24 protein-coding genes are annotated in these 21,319 nt (G+C 63.9%); 12 read left to right on the forward strand and 12 right to left on the reverse strand.

Annotated features, from left to right (window positions below):
• Positions 1 to 68: 68 nt before the first annotated feature.
• The 3 genes from E9232_RS19730 to E9232_RS19740 form a co-directional block, all read right to left on the reverse strand.
• Positions 69 to 467 carry a heme-binding protein gene (locus tag E9232_RS19730; protein ID WP_309796658.1) on the reverse strand — a complete coding sequence of 133 codons (399 nt, stop codon included), beginning with the start codon at positions 465 to 467 and terminating at the stop codon, positions 69 to 71.
• A gap of 115 nt (positions 468 to 582) precedes the next feature.
• The gene (locus tag E9232_RS19735; protein ID WP_309796659.1) at positions 583 to 1,494 is read right to left on the reverse strand and encodes a LysR family transcriptional regulator; all 912 of its coding nucleotides are present in this window, start codon (positions 1,492 to 1,494) and stop codon (positions 583 to 585) included.
• A gap of 758 nt (positions 1,495 to 2,252) precedes the next feature.
• Positions 2,253 to 3,191 (reverse strand): pyridoxamine 5'-phosphate oxidase family protein, encoded by a 939-nt coding sequence (locus E9232_RS19740; RefSeq protein WP_309796661.1) that lies wholly within the window; start codon positions 3,189 to 3,191, stop codon positions 2,253 to 2,255.
• A 221-nt stretch (positions 3,192 to 3,412) separates the two neighbouring features.
• Between E9232_RS19740 and E9232_RS19745 the strand changes: the two genes are divergently transcribed.
• From E9232_RS19745 to E9232_RS19775, 7 genes are all read left to right on the forward strand, one after another.
• Complete coding sequence (locus tag E9232_RS19745) at positions 3,413 to 4,306, forward strand: LysR family transcriptional regulator (protein ID WP_309796662.1); 894 nt, start codon at positions 3,413 to 3,415, stop codon at positions 4,304 to 4,306.
• Positions 4,307 to 4,518: 212 nt separating this feature from the next.
• Entirely contained in the window at positions 4,519 to 4,968 is a 450-nt protein-coding gene (locus tag E9232_RS19750) for an alpha/beta fold hydrolase (RefSeq protein WP_445351991.1), read from the forward strand.
• 238 nt (positions 4,969 to 5,206) lie between these two features.
• The gene (locus E9232_RS19755) at positions 5,207 to 5,896 is read left to right on the forward strand and encodes a cysteine hydrolase family protein (RefSeq protein ID WP_309796668.1); all 690 of its coding nucleotides are present in this window, start codon (positions 5,207 to 5,209) and stop codon (positions 5,894 to 5,896) included.
• A 148-nt stretch (positions 5,897 to 6,044) separates the two neighbouring features.
• Positions 6,045 to 6,836, forward strand: a complete 792-nt coding sequence (locus E9232_RS19760) for a type 1 glutamine amidotransferase domain-containing protein (protein ID WP_309796670.1) — start codon at positions 6,045 to 6,047, stop codon at positions 6,834 to 6,836.
• A 46-nt stretch (positions 6,837 to 6,882) separates the two neighbouring features.
• On the forward strand, positions 6,883 to 7,362 hold the full coding sequence (locus E9232_RS19765) for a DUF4437 domain-containing protein (protein ID WP_309796672.1): 480 nt from the start codon (positions 6,883 to 6,885) through the stop codon (positions 7,360 to 7,362).
• Between the two features lie 208 nt (positions 7,363 to 7,570).
• A complete protein-coding gene (locus E9232_RS19770; RefSeq protein WP_309796673.1) occupies positions 7,571 to 7,963 on the forward strand; it encodes a nuclear transport factor 2 family protein in 393 nt (130 codons plus the stop codon).
• Between the two features lie 63 nt (positions 7,964 to 8,026).
• Positions 8,027 to 9,367, forward strand: coding sequence for an MFS transporter (locus tag E9232_RS19775; protein WP_309796674.1), 1,341 nt, complete (start codon positions 8,027 to 8,029; stop codon positions 9,365 to 9,367).
• Positions 9,368 to 9,654: 287 nt separating this feature from the next.
• On the opposite strand, the gene E9232_RS19780 is transcribed toward E9232_RS19775, so the two are convergent.
• Both E9232_RS19780 and E9232_RS19785 read right to left on the reverse strand, forming a co-directional pair.
• Positions 9,655 to 9,906: a DUF1272 domain-containing protein gene (locus E9232_RS19780; RefSeq protein ID WP_309796676.1), complete on the reverse strand. Its 252-nt coding sequence runs from the start codon at positions 9,904 to 9,906 to the stop codon at positions 9,655 to 9,657.
• Between the two features lie 25 nt (positions 9,907 to 9,931).
• A complete protein-coding gene (locus tag E9232_RS19785; RefSeq protein WP_309796678.1) occupies positions 9,932 to 10,618 on the reverse strand; it encodes an antibiotic biosynthesis monooxygenase family protein in 687 nt (228 codons plus the stop codon).
• A gap of 164 nt (positions 10,619 to 10,782) precedes the next feature.
• Here E9232_RS19785 and E9232_RS19790 point away from each other — a divergent pair, with 164 nt between their 5' ends.
• Entirely contained in the window at positions 10,783 to 11,310 is a 528-nt protein-coding gene (locus tag E9232_RS19790) for a TetR/AcrR family transcriptional regulator (RefSeq protein WP_309796680.1), read from the forward strand.
• On the opposite strand, the gene E9232_RS19795 is transcribed toward E9232_RS19790, so the two are convergent.
• The 5 genes from E9232_RS19795 to E9232_RS19815 form a co-directional block, all read right to left on the reverse strand.
• Positions 11,286 to 11,660, reverse strand: coding sequence for a methylated-DNA--[protein]-cysteine S-methyltransferase (locus tag E9232_RS19795; protein WP_309796683.1), 375 nt, complete (start codon positions 11,658 to 11,660; stop codon positions 11,286 to 11,288). The two genes, E9232_RS19790 and E9232_RS19795, sit on opposite strands and share 25 nt — an antisense overlap.
• A 245-nt stretch (positions 11,661 to 11,905) precedes the next feature.
• Complete coding sequence (locus E9232_RS19800; protein WP_309796684.1) at positions 11,906 to 12,094, reverse strand: hypothetical protein; 189 nt, start codon at positions 12,092 to 12,094, stop codon at positions 11,906 to 11,908.
• Between the two features lie 252 nt (positions 12,095 to 12,346).
• A complete protein-coding gene (locus E9232_RS19805) occupies positions 12,347 to 12,856 on the reverse strand; it encodes a DUF1993 domain-containing protein (protein WP_309796687.1) in 510 nt (169 codons plus the stop codon).
• Positions 12,857 to 12,953: 97 nt separating this feature from the next.
• Positions 12,954 to 14,090 carry an alkene reductase gene (locus E9232_RS19810; RefSeq protein ID WP_309796689.1) on the reverse strand — a complete coding sequence of 379 codons (1,137 nt, stop codon included), beginning with the start codon at positions 14,088 to 14,090 and terminating at the stop codon, positions 12,954 to 12,956.
• Between the two features lie 95 nt (positions 14,091 to 14,185).
• Positions 14,186 to 14,959 carry an SDR family NAD(P)-dependent oxidoreductase gene (locus tag E9232_RS19815; RefSeq protein ID WP_309796691.1) on the reverse strand — a complete coding sequence of 258 codons (774 nt, stop codon included), beginning with the start codon at positions 14,957 to 14,959 and terminating at the stop codon, positions 14,186 to 14,188.
• Positions 14,960 to 15,114: 155 nt separating this feature from the next.
• On the opposite strand from E9232_RS19815, the gene E9232_RS19820 reads away from it, so the two are divergent.
• The 3 genes from E9232_RS19820 to E9232_RS19830 all read left to right on the forward strand — a co-directional run bounded on the left by E9232_RS19820 (position 15,115) and on the right by E9232_RS19830 (position 17,173).
• A complete protein-coding gene (locus E9232_RS19820) occupies positions 15,115 to 15,606 on the forward strand; it encodes a TetR/AcrR family transcriptional regulator (protein WP_309796692.1) in 492 nt (163 codons plus the stop codon).
• Between the two features lie 82 nt (positions 15,607 to 15,688).
• Positions 15,689 to 15,964, forward strand: a complete 276-nt coding sequence (locus tag E9232_RS19825) for a hypothetical protein (protein WP_309796694.1) — start codon at positions 15,689 to 15,691, stop codon at positions 15,962 to 15,964.
• A gap of 102 nt (positions 15,965 to 16,066) precedes the next feature.
• Complete coding sequence (locus E9232_RS19830; protein WP_309796695.1) at positions 16,067 to 17,173, forward strand: PA0069 family radical SAM protein; 1,107 nt, start codon at positions 16,067 to 16,069, stop codon at positions 17,171 to 17,173.
• Positions 17,174 to 17,986: 813 nt separating this feature from the next.
• Here E9232_RS19830 and E9232_RS19835 read toward each other — a convergent pair.
• Both E9232_RS19835 and E9232_RS19840 read right to left on the reverse strand, forming a co-directional pair.
• Positions 17,987 to 18,949 (reverse strand): phosphotransferase family protein, encoded by a 963-nt coding sequence (locus E9232_RS19835; protein WP_309796697.1) that lies wholly within the window; start codon positions 18,947 to 18,949, stop codon positions 17,987 to 17,989.
• A 574-nt stretch (positions 18,950 to 19,523) separates the two neighbouring features.
• Positions 19,524 to 20,495, reverse strand: a complete 972-nt coding sequence (locus E9232_RS19840) for an MBL fold metallo-hydrolase (RefSeq protein ID WP_309796699.1) — start codon at positions 20,493 to 20,495, stop codon at positions 19,524 to 19,526.
• Positions 20,496 to 20,902: 407 nt separating this feature from the next.
• Here E9232_RS19840 and E9232_RS19845 point away from each other — a divergent pair, with 407 nt between their 5' ends.
• On the forward strand, positions 20,903 to 21,286 hold the full coding sequence (locus E9232_RS19845; protein WP_309796701.1) for a DUF302 domain-containing protein: 384 nt from the start codon (positions 20,903 to 20,905) through the stop codon (positions 21,284 to 21,286).
• The last annotated feature ends 33 nt before the right edge of the window (positions 21,287 to 21,319 follow it).

Below are 21,319 nucleotides of genomic sequence, written 5' to 3' on the forward strand. Positions count from 1 at the left end.
ATGGCGGCACCGCCCGGGAGGGCCGTGACGTTCGGGGTCGATGCCAGGGATTGGGCCGCACGCGGCGGTTATTTCGTTAGGACGACCGGGGACTGGCTGGTCGTGGTCACCTGGAAGATCGGTCCCATGGTGACGATCGTGTACGCCTTGCGATAGGCGCAATCGTTGGTATGGATCATCGCATTGTCGCCGCGCAGGACGACTTGCGGGGTGCCGGACACATCGACCACGGTCGCCGTGACGTCATACCCAGTTGCTGCGCAGGTCCGGACAGCCTCCTGGGAAGCCTCGAGCGCCAGATCCATTGGCAAGATGAACCCGCTCTTCGACACCTGTGCCGCCGCCGGCCCGGAAGCGACCGTCGCGCCCAACATAAGAGCGATTGCGGCGACTGCCGCCGGCAGGCGAAAAATCCTGCGGTGCTCAGTATCGGTGACCACACGGGACGTTGCTCTCAAACTTGCCATTGGTGCCCTCGATCGACGAACGACGTCATTGGAGCACGCTACAACCAGCTCGCGTGCGGTCCACGAATGGCATCCTTCGATTAGACAGAAAATCGGGGGATTATGCGTTTCTCTATTACGATTCTTGCAACAATTCGCCGAACTCGGTGCGCAAGCCGGTTCCGATCTCATCGATGAACGCGCGCACCTTCGCGGGAATATATCGCCCTGGCGGCTGTACGATGTTGATCGGCACGCCGTGGACGGTGCATTCCGGCAGGATCTCCACCAGGCGCCCAGCCTTCACGTGCGGCGCGGCCTGATAGGAGACAAGGGAGATGATGCCAAGACCGGCCGCCGCCGCTGCGGCAGCGGACTCGGTCGAGCTGACCACGAGCCGGGGCTTGACGGATATATGGGTCATCCCATCCGGGCCCTTGATCGGCCAGCGCTCGGGAATCGGGTTGAAGGTGCCGCATGAGATCGTGCTGTGCTTCAGCAGTTCGGAGGGCGTCGCCGGCGTGCCGTGTTCGGCCAGGTAGGCTGGGTTGGCGTAGATCGCGAGCTTCACTGCCCCGGCCCACGTCACGCGCAATGATGTATCGCGCGGCTTGCCGAGCCGCACCCCGACATCGAGACCCTCCTCAACCAACGAAACGACCCGATCGAGCAGCATCACCTGCGCGTCGATCTGAGGATGTTTTTCCAAGAAACGATTCAGGAGCGGCATCAGATGCTGCCGGCCGAAATTGATGGGCGCGGTGATACGCAGCAATCCGCTCGGCTCCGTTTCTTCCGGCGCCGCACCTTCGAACTCAGCATGGGCCGCAAGCAGCGTCCGGGCGCGCGTCAGATAGACCATGCCCGCTTCGGTGAGTGCGACCGATCGCGTTGTCCTGTTGAACAACTGTGTCGAGAGACCTTCCTCCAGTTCCGCAATGGCGCGGGTCACCGCGGCCGGAGTGCGTCCGAGCCTGCGCGCTGCCGCTGCGAAACTGCCTTGCTCGGTGACGGCCACGAAAACGGCCACGGCCTCGAGACGGTCCATGGTCGATCTCAGACCGGCGCCGGCCGGCCATCGGGCCGTCGGTGGAGCAGGACGCGGTGCTGCCACCAGCGACTGTGCCCTTGCGGACGAGCAGCGAAGCTAGTGCGGCCATCGGCCGCTCTGCTCCTCGCGCTGCTCGCTCTCGCCTGGTTGATACGCATTTCCTTACCGTGTGCATCTATCGATAGATTGATAGCCGTAAAGCGAGCTCACCTGGGAGTCAATATCTATCTATCGATAGACAGATTTCGGCCGGACGCGCAGGCACCTCTGGGCTCGCGCCAGAACGGGCGGAGCTCAAGGCTGCAGAGATCTTCCCGGACCAGGGCACCTGGATGGGCGCGATCCTCCTTCGCCGCGCAGCGCGCGAGCGAAGCCAACCGAGTTTGGCCTGCAAGGACGTCCGCTCGATGAGCGAGGCGTCCACTGGTGCTTCGCCGTGCGCGGTTTCTCTCCGTGCGGCCCCCGGGCGCCTGACGATTTCGGCTCACACGCAGGGCGCTACTGCCTTGCCGTGGAAGCCCGCTCAGCGGCCATCACGACGACCGCTCATTGCCCTTGGTCGGCGATCGCCGCCACCCGGCCGCGACACAGTTCTCGTCCTTGTCGCCCCCGAGAGAGCAGGCGACGCCAGGGCCTGCGGCGATTTTCGTTCCCACGCTTGATCGCGACCGTGCCGAGGAACGCCACGACATTGCGGCGCTGGCGAGCTATGCGCCGGTCCCGTTGCGTTATTTGGTGACGAGCGATCGCGGAAGTCACTCTGATGGGGGCGGCGGGACAGGTGACCGCAGACGCGCCTCGATCTCCTCCCACGTCCCGGTCCGAGCGAGGAACGGCGAGTAGTCCGGCGGCGAAAAGCGGCCGGGCAATGCCTTCTCGACCCGACGTACCTCGCGCACATGAAAGCGGACGAGACGCTGGGCGCCGTCAAAGGCCTCCAGTTCCGCGCCTTCCCAGATCACCTCCGCCTCGGCACGGACCTGCAAGAAGCCGCCGTGGTCGAAATCCACGAAAAGCAGCCCGACCCGTGGATCGATGGCGATGTTGCCGAGCGTGTTGAAAATGAAATTCCCGACAAAATCCGGCGCGGTCAAAGTCTGGGCGTCGTCTACTCGGATAAAGCCGGGGCGCCCCCCGCGATGGGATACGTCTGGGCCGCCGTGTTGGCGGTCCGTGGCGGACGGATTATTGCTGGCGATGAAAAAGCTGTCGGCACGGCGTATCAGCGACGCCGCGGCGGCGTCCACGGCCTCGCTCCGGACGAGGATCGGCGATGATGTTGGCGGCGTGGCCACGAAGATCGTCTCGCGGGCTTGGATGTACTTCTGGCAGATGCCCATCGTCTGCTGCACCGCCAGGAGGAACCCGTTCGCGGACAGGGCCTCTACGACGCCGATCGCCCGATTGCGCCGGCGGGTCGGAAGCTCGATGCCGAGCAGCGCCAGGGCTGTCCCTACATGGAGGTTCGCCTCGAGCAGATCGCCAAAGAGGGGCAGGGCATTGACGCGGAGATGATGCGTGTCCGGCGCGCTGACGAAGCCGGGATCTCCCATGACGACCGATGCGGCTGGGTCGCCCTGCTCCCCAACCGAGCCGATGAAGGCGATCGGCAGCAGCGGGAAGAACACACGATGCTGGGCCGTCAGGTAGCGCCGAACCGACCGGCGGCCGACGGTGTCGATCTTCGCCTCCATCCCCAGGCGACTTTGAACCTGGAGCTCGCCTTCGTGGAAGGGTGAGCCTGGTAGGTCCCAACCCGGCTCTGGACGGGGAGGCGGTTCCATCGACCCACTCCTTCATCGCAACCGTACCTGGTCGCTAGAGCGGTATACGCTGCCATCAACGGACAAGAGCAACTATGCCGGATTCTCGGAGAGATCATGTTATAGCGTGCAATAATCCCCTGGAGCGCCGAATGGACCGTCTGGACGCTGTGACCATTTTTGTTGCCGTGGCGGAGCAGGGGAGTTTTGCCGCCGCTGCGCGGAAACTGCTGCGCACTCCGTCTGCCGTTACGCGTGCCGTGGCCGAGCTTGAGACGCGGCTGAGTGCCCGGCTACTCAATCGGACGACCCGGTCGGTCGCCCTAACCGAGGCAGGGCAGCTCTATCTCGAGCGCGCCCGCGGTCTACTTGCCGCGAACGCAGAGTTCGAAGGGGCCGCCCCGAGAGACGGCCAGCCGAGCGGTGTCCTCAACATCAGCGCCCCCGCGAATTTCGGCGCCCAGCACCTGATGCCGCTGGTCTGGTCCTTCCTCGAGCGATATCCGCGGGTCGAAGCCAGGGTCTGGCTGCTCGATCGTGTGGTTTCCATGGTGGAGGAAGGAATTGATGTCGCGCTCCGCTATGGGAAGCTACCGGACTCCTCGCTGCGTGCCACGAAGGTCTTCGAGGCGAAGACGACCGTCTATGCCAGCCCTTCTTACATCGCACGCCATGGCGTCCCCGCTACGCCGGCGGAGCTCGTCCGCCATCGAACCATCTCGACCTGGCCCCTCAATCCGGTCCCGGAACGCTGGTCGTTCGGCAATCCCGACAACAGCCAGCAGGTGATGATCAAGCCGCGGCTGGTGGTCAACACGACCGAGGCTGCGGCCGACGCCGCCGCGGCCGGCCTCGGTCTCGCCTATCTCGTCTCTTATCAGGCGGCCCGGCATCTGGCGGCCGGGCATCTAGTCGAAGTGCTGGCCGAATACAGCGTCGAACGCATCCCCTTCCACATCGTCCAGCAGGCCGGCCGCTATACGCCACCGAAAGTGCGCGCCTTCATCGACGAGATCGGCCGAGACCTGCGGCGCCAGTTCGCATAGGGCAGCGGCCCATTATTGCGGAATCTGTAATAGAGAAACGCAAGTTCCTCGAATTCCACGTCATTCATAAAGGGTGTCATCTCCAGGGCCATATCGCTTCGGCTGATGGTCGTATCACCCTGGGGGTGGCTCATGGCAACGTTTCACCGTCATGTCGCGGTCGACGACGTGGTTGTCTTCTACCGTGAAGCGGGCAAAGCCGATGCGCCGCAATTGCTGCTGCTGCACGGGTCCCGTCCTCGTCGCACATGTACCGCAACCTCATTCCGGCCTTGGCGCAGCAGTATCATGTCGTCGCTCCGGACCTGCCCGGCTTCGGCTACACCGAAGGACCGGCGCGGGACCTATTCGCCTATAGGTTCGAGACCATCACGCATGTGGTCGACCGGTTCGTGGAAACACTGGGGCTCGGCCGCTTCGTTCTGGTCGTGTTCGATGCCGGCGCGCCCGTGGGGTTCCGCCTGGAGATCGACGAGCTGCGCTTCCAGCCCATACTGCTGAACACCGATGCCATGGGCGATCTCGAGAAGGCCAAGCATCGCGCCGTCGAGCTGGCAGGACGCCACGGCCGGATCCGGGTGCCGGCCACAGAAAGACACTCTCGCGTCCGACCGAAAGTCGGCCCTGTTGGTCAAATGCGGCAGGTCGGGGGTTCGAGATGAGAAAGAAGCATGACCAATCCAGATCCGCACTTCGGGGCGCCAGCCTACGCGACATCGAGATGGAAGCGATCTGCCGGAGCGTTCTGAATTTATCCTCTCGATCGCGGCCTATCGATAGATAGAGGGTTGACGGCCTCAGTTGGTGGCTTTATCTACCTATCGATAGATCATATCTGCGGACAAAGCTATCAGCTGCTCAGGGCTGACCCGTCAGCCTGGCACATAGAAGGGACCGAAAATGTTGTTCGAACACAAAGTCGATATGGAGATCAGTGGTGATCGCACCGCCCTGGTGCTCGTCGACATCCAGAATGATTTCCTCACTGACGGCGGCAAGTATTACGTCATGATCGAGGGCCTCATGAAAAAGAACAACGTGAATGCCAACCTTGAAGCCTTGCTTCGCGCCGCGAAGGATCACGGCTACCCGGTGTTCATGTCACCCCACTACTTCTTCCCGCACGATCATAAAGGCAAAACCCGCCTCAGCCCCATGGAAGACCTCGCCCTCCACGGCGGCGTCGTTGCGCGCGAGAGTCCTCTTCACACGCATGATGTCCCAGGCGGCGGCGCGGACGTTCCCGATCGATTCCGGCAGTTCATGGAGGACGAGAATACGACGGTCGTGTCGCGCCACGTCACATACGCGCCCACCAATGACCTCGCCTATTTGCTGCGTCGACGGAAGATCGAGACGGTTATCATGGCCGGCCCCGTGGCGAACCTCTGCCTCGAAGATCACATGCGCAACCTCATTCGAGACGGCTTCGAGACCGTGATGGTCCGTGACGCCGTCGCCGCCGCAGCGAACGAGGAAGGCTCTGGCCTGGACGCCGCTATGATCAACTGGCGCTTCATGGCCAACGCGGTGTGGACCACGGAAGAGACGGTGCGCCGGATGGCCGAGGCGGCCAAGGCAGCCGCCTGAAATCGACACGGCCCGCTCGGGCCGTCGACACCGAAGAAACGACAATCGAACACGGCGCACCACCGAGGCTTCGGTGGCTGGCGTTGCGCGTCCAGCCGGCATCACCCGCAAGCAAGCACAAGCAGCTTTTCGACCACAGGAGATTCAAATGAGTAAGGGCACTATCCTCGTCATCGGCTCGAACGCGACCGAGCTTGAGGCACAGGGCGGCGGCACGATCAAGATCGGCCAATTCCTGAACGAGACCGCCGTTCCCCTCATGACGCTCGTGGCCGCCGGCTACGATTTCGTCCTCGCCACTCCGACCGGCGAGAAACCGCATATGGATCAGGACTCCGACGCTCTGATCTACTTCGCCAACGATGACGAAGCGCGCAGCCGCGCCCGAGACTTCTTCAACGGCCATCCGTCTATGAACGATGTCCGCACGATCCGTTCCGTGATCGATGGTGGCCTCGACCGTTTCGTCGGTCTCTTCTTCCCGGGTGGCCACGCGCCCGTCGTCGATGTGATGCAGGACGCGGACGCCGGCGAGGTGCTGCGCTACTTCCATACCAAGAGCAAGCCGACCGCCGCCATCTGCCACGGCCCGACCGGCATCCTGGCGTCGCTGGACAATGCACACGAGTTCCGCGCCGCACTGATCGATGGCGACACGGCGAAGGCGCGCGAGCTGGCCAGGGGCTGGCAGTATGCGGGCTACAGGATGACTGTCTTCTCGCGCGGCGAGGAGGAGTATGCGGAAGACAACGTCTTCCACAAGAAGCTTATCTTCAACATGCCTGATGCGCTGGAAGCCGCCGGCGGCAACGTCGTCAACACCGACCAGAACTTCACCTCCTTCGTCGTCGTCGATCGCGAGCTGGTGACCGCTCAGAACCCGATGTCGGACCACGAACTGGCGGCCAAGTTCATCGAGGTGCTCGGCAAGTCAGCCTGACATCACATCGCCATCATCAGCAGCTGACAAAGTTCAGGAGAAAGCCATGAGATTACGATCACTGGCGGCCGTTGCCTTTGCGGCGCTCGCGGTCACGGCGACCGCGCAAGCGCAAGACAACACTTCCTTTCCCCCGGCCAACGGCGGTACGTCGGTCTCCAACCCAGCCAGCCACTATTCCTTCAGCGACACCGGCGCGAGAGGCGTGAACCCCAAGACCGGCATTCAGGTCGCGAACGTTTGGGGTGACGTGACGAAGGGTGCTCACGGTGCCTTCTTCCGGTTCGATTCGGGGTTCGTGAGCCCGCTCCACACCCATACCTACGACTACTACGCCGTGGTCATCAAAGGCGACCTGGAGAACTACCAGCCCGGCCAGAAGCCCGAGAAACTGGGGCCGGGCTCATACTGGTATCAGCGCGGTAAGGAAGCCCACACGACCGCCTGCGTCTCCAAGGAGGCGTGCGAGATCTACATCGTTCAGCAAAACAAGTTCGACGCGCAGATCCCGCCCAAGGTCGAATAGGCGGCTCGAGCTACTGTCGGACGCCCCCGAGGGAACCGTCGAACCGACGCTCTTCATACAGCGCATTGCAGCGCCCACCGCTGTGCGCCGCATGTCTGGCAGGTGACGGCATGACAACGGCCTGACCGGACCCAGCCGATCGCGGCGCCAGGCCACCTTCACCCCGCATGGCCAACGCCGTCGACAGCACACCCGATTGGAATTCAACATGACGACCGAGACCATCTCCGAACAGAACAAGAAGACCGTCCTGGCCTTTTACAAGGAGGCCCACTTCGACGGTGACGTCGATGGCGCCATCGCTCGCTATGTCGGCGACACGTACATCCAGCATACCCCGGCCGCCAATGACGGCGTCGAGGGCCTGCGCGCCTACATCAACGGCTTCCTGAAAGCCTTTCCCAATGCCAAGGGCGACATTCGCCGCGTCATCGCCGACGGCGATCTCGTTGCTGTCCACGCCCACTGGACTGGCCTCATCAGCCCGAATGGCGACGTTGGCGTCGACATTTTCCGAGTGACGGGCGGCAAGCTCGTCGAGCACTGGGACGTCATCGCGCCGATCCCCGACACCTCGAAGAACAGCAACAAAGTGTTTTGACACCCGGGGGCGAGGGCCGCTCCGACGGCCCTCGAAACAAGGTGCGGACACGGCGGAGATGTCATGGTGACCAACCGAGAAACCAACCTGACAAGCCCGCCGGTGCAGGGGGTAGCCACGCCGGTGAGCACCATGCCCGGCTTCTACGGTTGGCGCGTCGTCGCCGCCGCGTTCACCGTCGCGGTGTTCGGTTGGGGAACCGGTTTTTACGGCCCGCCCGTCTACCTGGAGGTTGTGCGCCAATCGCGGGGCTGGCCAATCGGGCTCATCTCGGGTGCCTTGACCTTGCATTTCCTGGTCGGCCTCGCCCTCATTCCGAACCTGCCCGCCCTCTACCGCCGTTTCGGACTGCCGATCGTCACCATCGTGGGCAGCGTCGTCATGGCGATCGGCCTTCTAGGCTGGGCTCTGGCAAGCGCTCCGTGGCAGCTCTACGCAGCCGCACTCTTGTCGGGCGCGGGATGGTCCGTCCTGGGCGCGGTTGCCGTCAATGCCATCGTTTCCCCTTGGTTCGCTGCCAAGCGCCCTTTGGCGCTCGGCGTCGCGTTCAACGGCGGCAGTGTCGGGGGCGTCATCTTTTCTCCTTTCTGGGTCGCGCTGATCGACAAGATCGGCTTCCCCGCCGCAGCGTTGGTCGTTAGCGTCGCGATGCTCGCGACTCTCGGCGCGTTGGCAGGTCTCGTGCTGACCCGGACACCCGAAAGCCTGAACCAGGCTCCCGATGGCGATGCTTTTGTCCCTTCGGCTCTTGTGGTCGACACGCCAGCAGAAACAACCGCTCCAACCCCAAGGCTCAACCTTTTCCACGATCGCGCCTTCCTGACGCTGTGCATCGGAATGACTTTGGCCTTGTTCGCGCAGACTGGGCTCGTCGCACACCTCGTTTCTGTACTCACGCCTGCGCTCGGAAGGCAAGGCGCTGGGTTGGCGGCCGGCACATCCGGAATTGCGGCCGTCGTCGGGCGTCTTGCTGTCGGTTGGCGCGCAACCGGCACCTCTAACTGGCGCGCCATTGCGTCGTACAGCCTCGTTGCTCAAGCGTTGGGATGTGGCGTGCTGCTCCTCTCTCACGGAAACAGCTCAACCCTCCTGGTGCTTGGGGTTGTGCTCTTCGGTCTTGGAGTCGGCAATGCCATCTCCGTGCCGCCGGTGATCGCCAACTTCGAATTTTCCGAGAAAGACGCCGCTAGAGCCGTCGCGTTGATCGTCGCCATTTCGCAGGGCGCTTACGCCATAGCCCCGACGGTATTCGGCCTGTTCCGCCAGTTTTGGTCCGATCAGACGATCTTCGTCATGGCAATCATCATCCAACTCGCGGCGATCTTCGCCTATCTGCTCGGACACCGCTCTCGCGCTGTCGCCACGCACCTTTGCGCGGTGCGAAGTCGGCCACGACCTGCTTGATCCATCGTCTGCGCCACCCGGGGCCGGCTTCCCGGCGAGTTTGCCGGGATGATGGCCTGGATTCTGCGGAACCCGAGCGGGCTCAACGGGAGCTCCATGCTCGACGCGCTGGTGATGGCCTACGTCGAGCTCCGCGAGGTGGTTCGCGCAAATGGGGGCGAGCCCACGCCGATCGTCTTGTGACATCACCAGATGGGCGGCACCGACAGGCCATAGATCCGGGCGGAAGGCGGCCGCCCGCCATCTCCCCCGGCGTGCCGCCGCGTTCTGGCGGGAATGGTCTCGGCCTACGCTGTGGCAGGCGCGCAGCCATCCTGCCTGACCACGCGCACCGTGGACGCCGGATACTTTTCCAGCTTTTCGACCGGACGAATGGGACGGGCGACGAGGTTTCCGCCGCAGTTCGGGCAACGTCCGCCCAGCGTCGCCTCCGTGCAATCCCGGCAAAACGTGCATTCGAAGCTGCAAATCATGGCATCGGCGGCCTCAGCCGGCAGGTCCTTGTTGCAGCATTCGCAACTGGGTCTGAGCTCCAGCATCTTCATCTCTCCTGACGCGCAGAGGTTAGGAATGGTTCGGCCGCGGGACGGTCCCGTCGCCGATTGCCGGGTAGTATTGGGGGCTCTCGCGCCGGTCGAACATGCCGTAGTCCCGGACCACGCGCACAATACGATGACGCAATTGATCGGCGCCGGCGCCCACGGCCGGCGTGAACTGCTCGGCAGCGGGCCGATCCCGCCACGACGCTAGGAGCACCAGCTTCCCCTTGTTGTAGATGCTGGCAAAAACGTCGTAATCGATCAGGTTCCTCGCTTCCCGATCGAGCCGCAGCCAGTCCGGAAGCGCCGCGGCCGTCACGCCGGGTTGAGGCTGTACCTCGGTCAACGTCACGAATTTGGCCGGACCGATCTCCGTCTCGTCCAACCGCTGCTCGACGAGCGAGGCGCCGGGCGGCGGCGCCGTGTCCGCCACGATCTCGCCCACGCGCAGATGATAGTCTTGGAATACCTCGTCCCGTCCGCGCGCTTGAGTATCGTGATGCTTGGCCAAAGTGCGCCAGCGCACGACCGACTTTTCGTCGCGCCAAGTCGAGTGTGAGAGGATCCATCCGGGGCGACGGGTGCTCTCGAAACGCTCGTTATCGATAAAGCCATCGATCCCTTCCAGGATCGGCTTCAGCTCCTTCGCGAGGTCTAGATAGAGGTCGAATCGCTCCGGCCTGGGATGGACTTCGAAGATCACCGAGAACATCGCCTTCTCCTCCGATTGCCACGATCGCTCGGCGCTCGCGTGCAGGCGCCGGCCCGTTGCAGCCCGTCCGGCTCGACTTTCCTCTATCGATGGATAGAGAGATACCCATTGCGCTTTCTGGAGGCAAGGACTATCTATCGGGAGGTAGTTACAGGAGAGGGTCCATGAGTGACATCAAGACCGCGATCATGAATGCCGCCGAACGGCGCATGCAGGTCGGCGGCTTCGGCGGATTCAGCTTCCGGGAACTTGCCGCCGATGTCGGCGTCAAGAGCTCGAGCGTCCATTACCATTTCCCGACCAAGGAGGCGCTCGCGGCAGCCGTCATTCGTCGCTGGGCCGAGGAAACGTCGAAATTCATCGACGAAGAGCTGGAGAAGGATTCCGATCCAGTTCGAGTGTGGACGAAGGCGTTCCGCGGAACGGCGGTTTCCGAAGGGCATATGTGCCCCTGCACGGTCTTGGGCGCCGCGTCGCAGGACCTGCCGCCTGAGGTCTCGCGGGAGGTCAAGGGCTTCTTTAAGATGTGCCTCGACAAGTTGACTGCCGAAGGGCTTTCGGCGAGCAATGCCGCCGAGTTCTTGTCGACCATCACGGGCGCCTTGGTCGTGGCCAACGCCCTCGGCGACACGACCGCCTATGACCAGGCCACCAGCGACTTGCTGCGTCAACGCGAGGCGGCGCTCGCTTGAGCGCCGGCGACACTGACCTTCCCGCGGAGTGATGGACCCGCTGGGAGGTTAGCAGTTCCAGCCGCGTTCCCGACGAGATGGATCGCTCGGCGCTTGGACGAGCTACTCACGCGATGACAGGGCGCCATGATCGATATCTGGCTGCGGCCATTCGCGGCGCCGACCGCGCTCATCGCGGCTGGATGGCCGATTTGGCGCGCGACGTCGCCGTAGCTGTGGGTCTCGCCGTAGGAGACGGTCAGGAGTGCCTGCCAGACCCTCGCCTGAAAGGGCGTGCCGGCGAAGGCGAGCGGGACATCGATATCTTTGCACTTCCCTTGGAAATATTCGGTCAGCTGCCGCTCGGCCACGCCAAGCGGGCTCTTGTCAGGATTTTCGGTAGAGCGCCGAGGCGAACCCGACGCGGGTTGTCGTGCTCCCACAAGATGTTGGCCAGGCCGTCGTCATGACCCACCAGCTTGAGCGCGCCAACCGGCGAGCCGACCCATTTGAAGACCAGGTTCACCAGCGGAATTCTCGGCAGGCAGCATCCGGATAAGATCGTCACGCAGAGCCGTCCGGACAATTCAGCGGCTTCGCGGCGGAGCAGGTGGTCTCACCTCCGCCGGTCGCCGTCGGGGCGCCCCGCCCAGTGGGAAAGGTCCCAGGCCATCTCGAAGCCGCTCTTCAACTCACGGTTGGTCGGCACAGACCGTTCCTTCCCGCGATCGAGCCCCACAATGACGTGGATCGGATCTTTCGTCTGCAGGTCATTAACCGTGCGCGTGACAGGCTTGTCGTCCATCTCATCTTCTAAGTAGGTAAGCCCATCTGAGCGAGCTATCTATCGATAGATCCTATTGCAACCTATGCGCCGTCCGGAGAGGTTCAAGGGCGCCCGGGCGACGAAGTGGAGCGCGCTCGCGGCCCCAATGAAGGGCTCGGCGGATATGCCGCCGGGCCCAGCATCGCCATGCCCCCGGGCAAGAGCTTGTCCCAGCAACACGGCTCCGCTTCGCCCACCCCGACGCTCGGGGCGGCGAAGGTTGGCGACGCCTCAGGCGTCGACCCAGTCAATGGGCCCGAGGAAGTCCATCTTGCCGACGTCGACGCCGTAGTGCCGGAGCACGGCATATGCCATGGCGACGTGGAAATAGACGTTCGGGATCGTCAGTTGCAGCAAGTAATTCGGGCCGACGAGGACCTTGCCGGCCGGCGCGAAAGACAGGCTGACCCGTTGCTCGGCCGCATCGGCGTACTGCGTCTCCGCCACGCTCTCCACAAAGGCGACGGTTTTCCGGATGCGAGCGCGCACCTCGTCGATCGTCTGCTCGGTATCGTCATGCTTGGGCGGCTTCTGCCCGGAGAGCCAGGCTGCGGCTGCCTTGAGATAGTCGCACGCGCTTTGGACCTGGTAGATGAAGGGCTTCATGTCGGGTGCAAGGCGGCCGCTCATCAGCACACCGACGTCGAGGTGCTTCGCCGCCGCATGCTCCTCTGCCTTATCGAGCCAGGTCTCGACGTTCTCCACAGTCCGTGCGCATTGCGTAATCGCTTGGTAGTACATGGGAATTTCCCCCCATCCGTTCCGTTCGTGGAAGCCTCAAGGCATGGGAGAATCCTAGCCGCGGATGCTGACCAGGCCACGACCTTGTCCAGTTTGCTCAGGCGACCTCGGCCTCACCGGCTTCGACCTCCTCATAAGTCGGGTAGTCCGTGTACCCACGGGCCTCAAACCCATAGAAGCTGCTCCGGTCATAGCAATTGAGCGGCAGGCCGAGCTCGATGCGCTTCGGCAGGTCCGGGTTCGCGATGAAGTGGCGGCCGAACGCGATCAGGCTGGCGACGCCACTCGCGACGGCGGTCTCCGCCGTGTCCGGCTCGAAGCCGCCGGCCGCGATGATCGGCCCTTTGAAGATCTGTCCCAGCTCCTGTGCAGCGACCGGCCCCATGCCTTCGGCGATCAGATCGTCGCCCTTGATCCGGGGCTCGATCAGGTGGAGATAGGCGAGGTTGAGCTCATTGAGGCGCTCAGCGACGTGGTGGAACAGATTCCGTGGGTCACTGTCGGCCATCCCGTTGAACGTGCCGCTCGGCGCGATGCGCACACCCACCCGATCGGCGCCCATGACGGTGATCAGCGCCTCGGCCACCTCCAGGAGCAGCCGCGTCCGGTTCTCGACGGAACCACCGTAGCGATCGGTCCGCTTGTTGCTGTTGTCCTGTAGAAATTGGTCGATCAAATGGCCGTTGGTCGCCATGAGTTCGACGCCGTCGAAACCCGCTCGCTTCGCATTGCCAGCGGCGACACGGTATTGCTCGATGATGCCGGCGATCTCCGCCGTTTCAAGCGCCCGGTGCGGCGACGGCTGCGAAAGGCCGTCCGGCGTCACGACCAGCATTTTTGGGTCGACCCAGTAGGTCGGATCAACCGAGGCCGTGACCGGCTCCTCGCCAGTCGTCGCGATGTGCGTCGTACGGCCGGCATGCCAGAGCTGGACGAACATGCGACCGCCCTTGGCATGAACCGCGTCCGTGACGCGCTTCCAGCCCGCGACCTGTTCGTCGCTATAGATTCCGGGCGCACCCCGGTAGCCGCGGCCGGTCGCCGAGATTGCCGTGGCTTCGGTGAAGATCAGCCCGCCGTCCGAGGCACGCTGGCCATAGTATTCGATGTTCAGATCGCTCGGAGCGCCGCTCGGCCACTGAGCGCGCAGGCGGCTCAACGGGGGCATAACGACGCGATGCTTGAGCGTGATGGCGCCGATCTGAATCGGGGTGAAGAGTGTGTTGCGAGCCATGGTGATTCGCCCTGGGGAAGAAGGGCCGCGCCGCTTTTCAGTCGGTGCGGCCCCATGTTGTTATGTTTGAGATGAGATGACGATGATGCCGACCGTCACTGGCGGCCGGCCATGACGCCGCCGTCGACCGGCAGCACGACGCCGGTGATGAAGCTCGCCTGATCCGAGGCTAAGAACAGCAGCGCCTCGGCCACGTCCGCCACCTGGCCATTGCGGCCCAGCGGATGGAACGTATTGAAGGTCGGTAGCACCTCTTTGACCTGCTCCGGCGTCAGGAAGGTGTCGTAGACCGGCGTCTCGATCACCGCCGGGGCAATTGCATTCACGCGGATCTTGTCGGCCGCCAACTCGATCGCGAGATTCTTGACCAGTGCATGGACGCCGGCCTTCGCCGCGGAATAGGCCGAAGACGGCGTGGCGCCGATCGCCTGCAGAGCCCACATGGACCCGGTCTGCACGATGGCGCCGCCACGGCCGGCCGCCTTCATAGCCTTCGCGGCGGCCTGCGCCGTGAAGAACGTGCCTTTCAGGATGTTGTCGAGGAAATGGTCGTATTCCTGCTCGGTCACCTCGAGAAACGGCTTCGGAGCGAAGATGCCGGCATTATTGAACAGCATATCGAGCCGGCCGAACCGGTCGAGTGCCGTCTTGACGAGCGCCTCGCCGGTTGCCGGTAGCGAGACGTCGCCGGTGTAGACGGCGACGCGCGTCCCGGTGGGGTCGATTTCGCGCGCGGCTGCCTCGGCCTTGAGGCCATTGCGACCGTTGATGACGACCGAGCCACCCTCGGCGACGAACCGGGTGGCGACCTCCTTGCCCATGCCCGAACCACCGCCGGTGACGATCGCAATCTTGTTCTGGAAGCGCATGTCTTTTCTCCGCAGCTAAATCTATCTATCGATAGGTTGATGCGTCACAAATAGCCCTGGCTATTCCGGCCGTCAAGGTCTATCTATCGGTAGAGATATTTCTATCTATCGATAGAAAGAGGAGGTTGGGGGTGAATGAAACTGCCGAGAGACTGATGGACCTGGCGGAGGGCCATATGCGCCACGCGGGATATGGCGGCTTCAGCTTTCGTGATCTTGCGGCCGAGATCGGCATCAAGAGCGCGAGCGTCCATCATCATTTTCCGACGAAAGCCACGATGGCTGCCGCCGTCGCCCGGCGTTACTCCGACCGATTTTTTGCAAAGGTCGCGCGGAGCCCGGACGAGACAGCCGACGAGGTCATTGCCGCCTATCGCTCAGCGTTCAAGGCGGCGCTCGACCAGGATGGCACGATGTGCCTCTTCGGCGTTCTCGGTGCCGAATCGGGTGGACTGTCGCCTGAAGTTGCCAGCGAAATCCTGTCGTTCTTCCGTCGGTGCATTGCGGACTTGTCCCAGCGCATCGGCGGTCCGGACGCAGAGGCACGGGCGTTCCAGGTCATTGCGACCCTCGAGGGCGGCATGATGCTCGCTCGCGCCTACCAGGACACCACGGCATTCGACCACGCCGCCGACGGGCTCCTGTAACCCACTCGACCTCCGCGCGGACGGAAGAGCGCCCGCGCGGAGGCGACGGTCGAGGCGTTTCGACAAAAGCTGAGGCAACGAGATGAGTGGAGAATCGAGGCTGGACGACGAGGCGGCTGCCGAGTTCCATAACCGCCATGCCAAACAGATCGTCGAGCAAATCGTGAAGGAGCCGATCGCGGCCGGTGGCACCATGTCGGACGTGATGGTGCTCTGCGAGAGTGTGCTGGTCGGCGTTGTCCTGGGGTGCTTTCAGCTCGGCAGCGAGGTGAAGGTGCTGGACCTGATCGTCGGCCGGGTGAAGGAACGGCTCGCCAAGGTGCGCCTTGAAGACCTCGAGCCCGAAGGAAACGGGTGACGTCAGTCACGGCCGAGCATGAATAAGCAGTATGCTGCACGTCCGCATCGTCAAGCGTTCGCTGGAACGCCGGGGCGATCCACGGGTTGGCCGGAGCTGTCGATGACGGATAGCAGGAAGCGAGCAGGTGGCGCGGCCGGGAACGACCGGGTACTCGCGCGGGGCCGGTCGTCCCGCTCGAACGCGTCAGGCCGTTTCGAGCCGGTGCAGGCAGAAAAATTCGATGACGGCTGGGGCGAGCACGAGGTCGAAGAGAGTCGCGCAGAAACGACGCTGACGGCCGACCGAGCGAAGACCATCCTGTCACGCAACGACAGTCCCGATATCGGCTTCGATCGCTCCGTCAATCCGTTTCGAGGGTGTGAGCACGGGTGCATCTACTGTTTTGCCCGGCCGACGCACGCGTATCTGGGACTTTCCCCGGGCCTCGACTTCGAGACCAAGCTTTTTTTCAAGCCCGACGCGGCCGCTCTCCTGCGCGAGGAGCTGTCGAAGCCGAGCTATGTTGCGGAGCGTGTGCAGCTCGGCGCAAACACTGACTGCTACCAGCCGATCGAAAAGCGCCTTCAGATCACGCGCGAAGTCATCAAGGTTCTGGCGGAGTTCCAGCACCCGCTCGGAATTACAACGAAGAACCATCTGGTCACGCGGGATATCGACCTACTCGCTCCGATGGCGGAGAAAAAGCTCGCCATCGTGGTGATCTCGATCACGACACTCGATCGCGCGCTCGCCCGCGCCATGGAGCCGCGGGCTTCCACGCCCGGTCGCCGCCTGGAGGCGATCCGCGCGCTTAACCGCGCCGGAATTCCTACGATCGTCAACGTGTCGCCCATTATTCCCGGACTGACCGACCACGAAATCGAGGCGATCCTGGACCAAGCGGCCGAGGCCGGAGCGCGATACGCCCATTATTCGATCCTCCGGCTCTCCCACGAACTCAGGGATCTGTTCAAACAGTGGCTGGCCGCGGAACGGCCGGAGCGCGCCAGCCACGTCATGTCCCTGATCCGCCAAACGAGGGGCGGGAAGGAGAACGACACCCGCTTCGGGTTGCGCATGGTCGGAGAAGGTCCGGTCGCGGAGATGTTGATCGCGCGCTTCCGGCTCGCCCGGCGCCGTCTCGGCCTCGACCAGAAGCTCACGCCCCTGCGCGCGGACCTGTTCCAGGTGCCGTCGCAGCCTGGCGACCAGCTCACCCTTCTCTGATCGCGCGAGGGGTCGTGCCGCCGCACCACGAACGCGGGCCTTCTTGAAACGAAGGTCACACCCGGTCGATTGGTGTGGGCGTCGCTGCGGCGGTCCCAGACGGTGCTGTCCACGATCCTCGGCAACAGGTGGTCCTTGCTCGTTCTCGACGAAGCCTGACGAGGCACGACCGGGAGTTGCGGCTTGAACTCTATGGAAGGACGCAGCTCCGCTGCGCCTATCGCGTTGCCAAACGGAAGTCCGTGAACACCGACACCATCGTATAATTTTGCGGCGGTCATGGTTCGTTTATTGATTCATTCATTGCCGCGTTTCCTCCCCGCTAACCGGCAAAGTGGCCTAAACCCTCGTCCCCCTGAGGCGGCCACGAACTCAAGGCGCTGCGCCTGCCCGGGCAGCGCCTACGGCCCGGCCACACGAGCTGAAGCCTCGCCTGCGGCCGGGCCGCTCTTTTGGGACTCAGACCACCAACCGCTCTGCGGCCGATTTGGGGTGCTCTGGTCCGGCTCGGTCGGCCGAAAGCGCCGGTATTCCGCAGGTTCGGTCAATGTCCGCTGTCGGCGAGACTATTCGATGACCGCATATGGCGCGATAACGCCGCGCCAAGCCGTCAGGCGCTCGAGGCGATCTGCGTCGTGCTCGGGCGCTTAAAGGCACCATGGGCGGCACAGCGGCCACCAGCCGTTCAGGACCAGGCCCCCGCGATCGACCTGCAACTCGACGCCGTAGCCGTGCAGTAGGGCGGGGCATGGAGCCGCTGCATGCGCGGTGCCGCGGAGCGGCGTACGCGGTGCCGCGGGCGGGAGCAGCGGTCTAGCGCGCCATGTTGTGAAGATCGCGAAGCAGGCCACCGGGGCCATCATCGGCAGTTGCGTCATGTCCGAGCTTGGTGAGCCAGCACCACATGCTCGCCCGGTGGAAGAGCGTGTAGAGCCACAACGCTCTTTCCGGCTCCGGGTGATCGATCGGGCCGTACCCGTCGAGCAGTGGCTGACGGCTCAGCGCATCTTCATGCGCGCAGCAGAACAGGGCCTTAGCCAAGTCGAACAGGCGATCCGCAGCGCGGGCGTTGCCGAAGTCGATCAGGCCGCTCAGTCGAAGGTTGCCGCCGAGAGGGCTGAGCGCAAGCAAGTTGCCCTGGTGGAAATCATCGTGGCACAGCACCGGGCCCGGGCTTTCTGCGAGCAGATCGGAACTCGCCTCGACGAACTGTTCCAGACGGCGTACGAGATCGGCGTCTCCGCCGAGATTGCGGAACCGTCGGAAGAGGTCCCCGAACGCCTCTGCCATGTATTCCGCGTTGGTAATCCGTGGAGCTTTGATGCCGTCCCCGATGATGTAGCCATAGGCCTTCATAGGGATGGCATGCAGGCGGCGAAGGAGTTCGCCCGCCTGACGATAGACGCTCTCAATGCCGGGGTCGCGGAGATGGTCGCGCAACGGCCGGCCGGGCAACAAAGTCAGCAGCGCGAAGCGAAGCGGCAAGATCGCACGGGACTCGTCCACCCGCAACCAACGCGGAACAATCGGCGTCAAGTTCGCGAGCCAACCCGCCACCCGCGTCTCCTTCGCCGGCTGCCATATGGGTTCGTCCGGATAGATCTTGAGGACCAGCGACCGGGTGTCCGTGCCGGCCAAATCGATGCGGTAGACTTCCGTGCTGCCGCCCGCCAGGCGGCCGAACCCCTGGACCTCCTTTGTTGGATAGAGGCTTTGAACGATCCGCTGCACTGTCTCCAGATCCAGGTCGAAGGTCAGCCTTCGGTTGGGCGCCATCAGAATTCTCCTGATGCGGCTGTGTCTGATGAATCGACGAGGGCTCGCAGCAGCGCCGGCGCCGACCAGGATAGTACAGGAGCGAACCGGGAATCTCTCACTATGGCTCCAGCCTGGGCGACCACCTGACCGGCGATGACGGTCGCACGGCCTTCGGCGGAGGCGACGGCGCCGACACATTGGTGGATCGGCGGCGGCGATGTCCTCGTCGGTGAGGCCGGCAATGACACTCTCGACGGCAACCGAGGCAACGGCCGGTTCGTCGAGCCGGATTGCGACGGCCGGTTTTGGGGCGCCCAAGTCGCTGTGAACTGGCGGGGAGGGGGCCGGAACCCGCCAATCCGACCGATGTCCGGAAAGGGGCGCCTCAGCTATGGCCGGATGTGGCGCCTCGGGGCCGCCGGGATCAGGTGGCATCCCTTAGGCAAGCGCACCAGACTTTACACACCTCTGGGGCAGGAGGTCGGTTGCTCGCAGGTGGTGCACGACCTCCTGACCGGGATGCAAGCTCCCCGTATCGGACGGGCTCACTGTCATTGGTTTTCGCAGGGAGGAGAGGCCGTAGAGGAGCGGCTCACACGCCCTGGTAGACCAGACGGGTGAAGAAGGCGGGGGAAATCAGGAACTGACCCCACTGCGCATCATGGGCCGCGGTCGGCTTCGCGGCGACGATGTCGTCTACTGGACGACCCTGCCGCTTCAGCGTCGCGACAGTCCCGCGGATATCGGCCAGCATGTCGCGATAGGCGGCGAGCTCGGCCCGGTTGCTCACCGGTTTGCCATGGCCCGGGATGATGATCGTCTTGCTCGTCGCTGCGGCTAAGATGGCCTCCGCCGCCTTGATCGTGCCGTCAATGCTGCCGCCAGTGGAGTAGTCGATGAACGGGTAAATGCCGTTCCAGTAGATGTCGCCGCAATGCAGCACATCGGCCTCGCCGAAGGTCACCGTCAGATCGCCGTCGGTGTGGGCCGGACCGGGATGCAGGAGGGCGATCGTCGCGCCGTTCAGGCTCAACGTCTTCTCCGAGGCTACCAGCTCCGACGGCACGGCCGACAGCGGCGCTGTCGGGAAGTTGTAGTCCCAATCCTCGACCCGCTGGGCCGCCAGCAGGTGCTTGTGCGTGTTCTCATGCGCGATGATGGTCGCCCCGTCCTGGTTCAGCCACTGATTCCCGTCGGTGTGATCGAAGTGCCAATGGGTGTTGATCAGATGCGTGATCGGCTGCCGGCTCAGGCCTTTGACGGCCTCCAGGATTCGTAGGCGCGACACGGTGATGCCGGCGTCGACGAACATGTTGCCGTCCGGGCCGGTCAGGACCGCAATATTGCCGCCCGAGCCTTCGAGGATACTGACGCCACGGCGCAGCGAATGCACCGTGATGCGCCGCTTCGCGGCATCGGCGCGGACCAGATCCACGATGTCGCGCGCCTCGACGAAGGCCTGGGCAGGCGTGAGCCAGCCGCCCAGGGCGGTGGCACCGGCCGCGACGACACAGCAGGTGCAGAAGCCGCGGCGTGACATGACGTGGTGATGCGGCACGGACATGCGAGATCCTTTGGGTGAGGGGACAGCATCGGGATGCGGAACGGACATGGTCGGTCGGGGAGGCCCAATGGGATAATCCCACCAACTCTGCACTTCCGGGGGGCGCCCGTTGATGGCTGGACGGCGCATCGTCATGACCAGGCGGATCAATCCGCTTCCGAGCGAGGCGCCGCAGCTGCTTCCGCGGCGATACCGGAGGGCGTCGTCCGGTATGAGCGCTCGCCCGATCATCACTGTGGATCTTTTTGATGGTCTGTCGGATCGGCAGATTGATCCTGTCGGTCATCGGAAAGCGCTGCCCGGTCATTAACGGGCGGCGTATCAGAGCGCAATCTCGTGGACGCTCAGCAACCGTGCCGGTGGCTGCAGTCGGCCCTTTCCCAGGCCCTCCGTGTCCAGAGGACGCCATGAGACTTGAGAGCGCCTATTCCCATCCCGAGACCCTCCGGCGGCTGCAAGCGGCGCTGGAGGGCAAGGGGTTCCGCATCTTCTCGGAGATCGATCATCGCGCGGCCGCCCTGTCGGTCGGGCTCGACATGCCGGCGACGACCGTCCTCCTCTACGGCAATCCGAAGGGCGGCACCCCGCTCATGCTCGCAGCGCCGGATATCGCCCTGGAGCTTCCCCTGCGGGTGCTGGTGCGCGAGGGGGAGGGCGGGACGGTCTTCGTGACCTACAACCCCTCGGCCACACTCGAAGGCCGGCATGAGTTGCCCGCGGGGATGGCCGACAGGCTGGCCTCGGCCGAAGCGGTGATCGCCGGCGCCGTAGCATCGCCGGCCGCGGGCTGAGCCGTCCTCGCCGTCACCGGCTTTCCGAAACAG

The sequence above is a fragment of the Inquilinus ginsengisoli genome, from assembly GCF_031453975.1.
Classification (GTDB): domain Bacteria; phylum Pseudomonadota; class Alphaproteobacteria; order DSM-16000; family Inquilinaceae; genus Inquilinus; species Inquilinus ginsengisoli_A.

Coding starts and splice junctions, on each gene's coding strand:
- E9232_RS19845 (WP_309796701.1), top strand. CDS start 20,903: ATGAGACTTGAGAGCGCCTATTCCCATCCCGAGACCCTCCGGCGGCTG.
- E9232_RS19820 (WP_309796692.1), top strand. CDS start 15,115: ATGGACCTGGCGGAGGGCCATATGCGCCACGCGGGATATGGCGGCTTC.
- E9232_RS19800 (WP_309796684.1), bottom strand. CDS start 12,094: ATGGACGACAAGCCTGTCACGCGCACGGTTAATGACCTGCAGACGAAA.
- E9232_RS19825 (WP_309796694.1), top strand. CDS start 15,689: ATGAGTGGAGAATCGAGGCTGGACGACGAGGCGGCTGCCGAGTTCCAT.
- E9232_RS19735 (WP_309796659.1), bottom strand. CDS start 1,494: ATGGACCGTCTCGAGGCCGTGGCCGTTTTCGTGGCCGTCACCGAGCAA.
- E9232_RS19840 (WP_309796699.1), bottom strand. CDS start 20,495: ATGTCCGTGCCGCATCACCACGTCATGTCACGCCGCGGCTTCTGCACC.
- E9232_RS19785 (WP_309796678.1), bottom strand. CDS start 10,618: ATGTTCTCGGTGATCTTCGAAGTCCATCCCAGGCCGGAGCGATTCGAC.
- E9232_RS19765 (WP_309796672.1), top strand. CDS start 6,883: ATGAGATTACGATCACTGGCGGCCGTTGCCTTTGCGGCGCTCGCGGTC.
- E9232_RS19780 (WP_309796676.1), bottom strand. CDS start 9,906: ATGCTGGAGCTCAGACCCAGTTGCGAATGCTGCAACAAGGACCTGCCG.
- E9232_RS19830 (WP_309796695.1), top strand. CDS start 16,067: ATGACGGATAGCAGGAAGCGAGCAGGTGGCGCGGCCGGGAACGACCGG.
- E9232_RS19730 (WP_309796658.1), bottom strand. CDS start 467: ATGGCAAGTTTGAGAGCAACGTCCCGTGTGGTCACCGATACTGAGCAC.
- E9232_RS19770 (WP_309796673.1), top strand. CDS start 7,571: ATGACGACCGAGACCATCTCCGAACAGAACAAGAAGACCGTCCTGGCC.
- E9232_RS19740 (WP_309796661.1), bottom strand. CDS start 3,191: ATGGAGGCGAAGATCGACACCGTCGGCCGCCGGTCGGTTCGGCGCTAC.
- E9232_RS19810 (WP_309796689.1), bottom strand. CDS start 14,090: ATGGCTCGCAACACACTCTTCACCCCGATTCAGATCGGCGCCATCACG.
- E9232_RS19755 (WP_309796668.1), top strand. CDS start 5,207: ATGTTGTTCGAACACAAAGTCGATATGGAGATCAGTGGTGATCGCACC.
- E9232_RS19745 (WP_309796662.1), top strand. CDS start 3,413: ATGGACCGTCTGGACGCTGTGACCATTTTTGTTGCCGTGGCGGAGCAG.
- E9232_RS19835 (WP_309796697.1), bottom strand. CDS start 18,949: ATGGCGCCCAACCGAAGGCTGACCTTCGACCTGGATCTGGAGACAGTG.
- E9232_RS19760 (WP_309796670.1), top strand. CDS start 6,045: ATGAGTAAGGGCACTATCCTCGTCATCGGCTCGAACGCGACCGAGCTT.
- E9232_RS19790 (WP_309796680.1), top strand. CDS start 10,783: ATGAGTGACATCAAGACCGCGATCATGAATGCCGCCGAACGGCGCATG.
- E9232_RS19815 (WP_309796691.1), bottom strand. CDS start 14,959: ATGCGCTTCCAGAACAAGATTGCGATCGTCACCGGCGGTGGTTCGGGC.
- E9232_RS19805 (WP_309796687.1), bottom strand. CDS start 12,856: ATGTACTACCAAGCGATTACGCAATGCGCACGGACTGTGGAGAACGTC.
- E9232_RS19775 (WP_309796674.1), top strand. CDS start 8,027: ATGGTGACCAACCGAGAAACCAACCTGACAAGCCCGCCGGTGCAGGGG.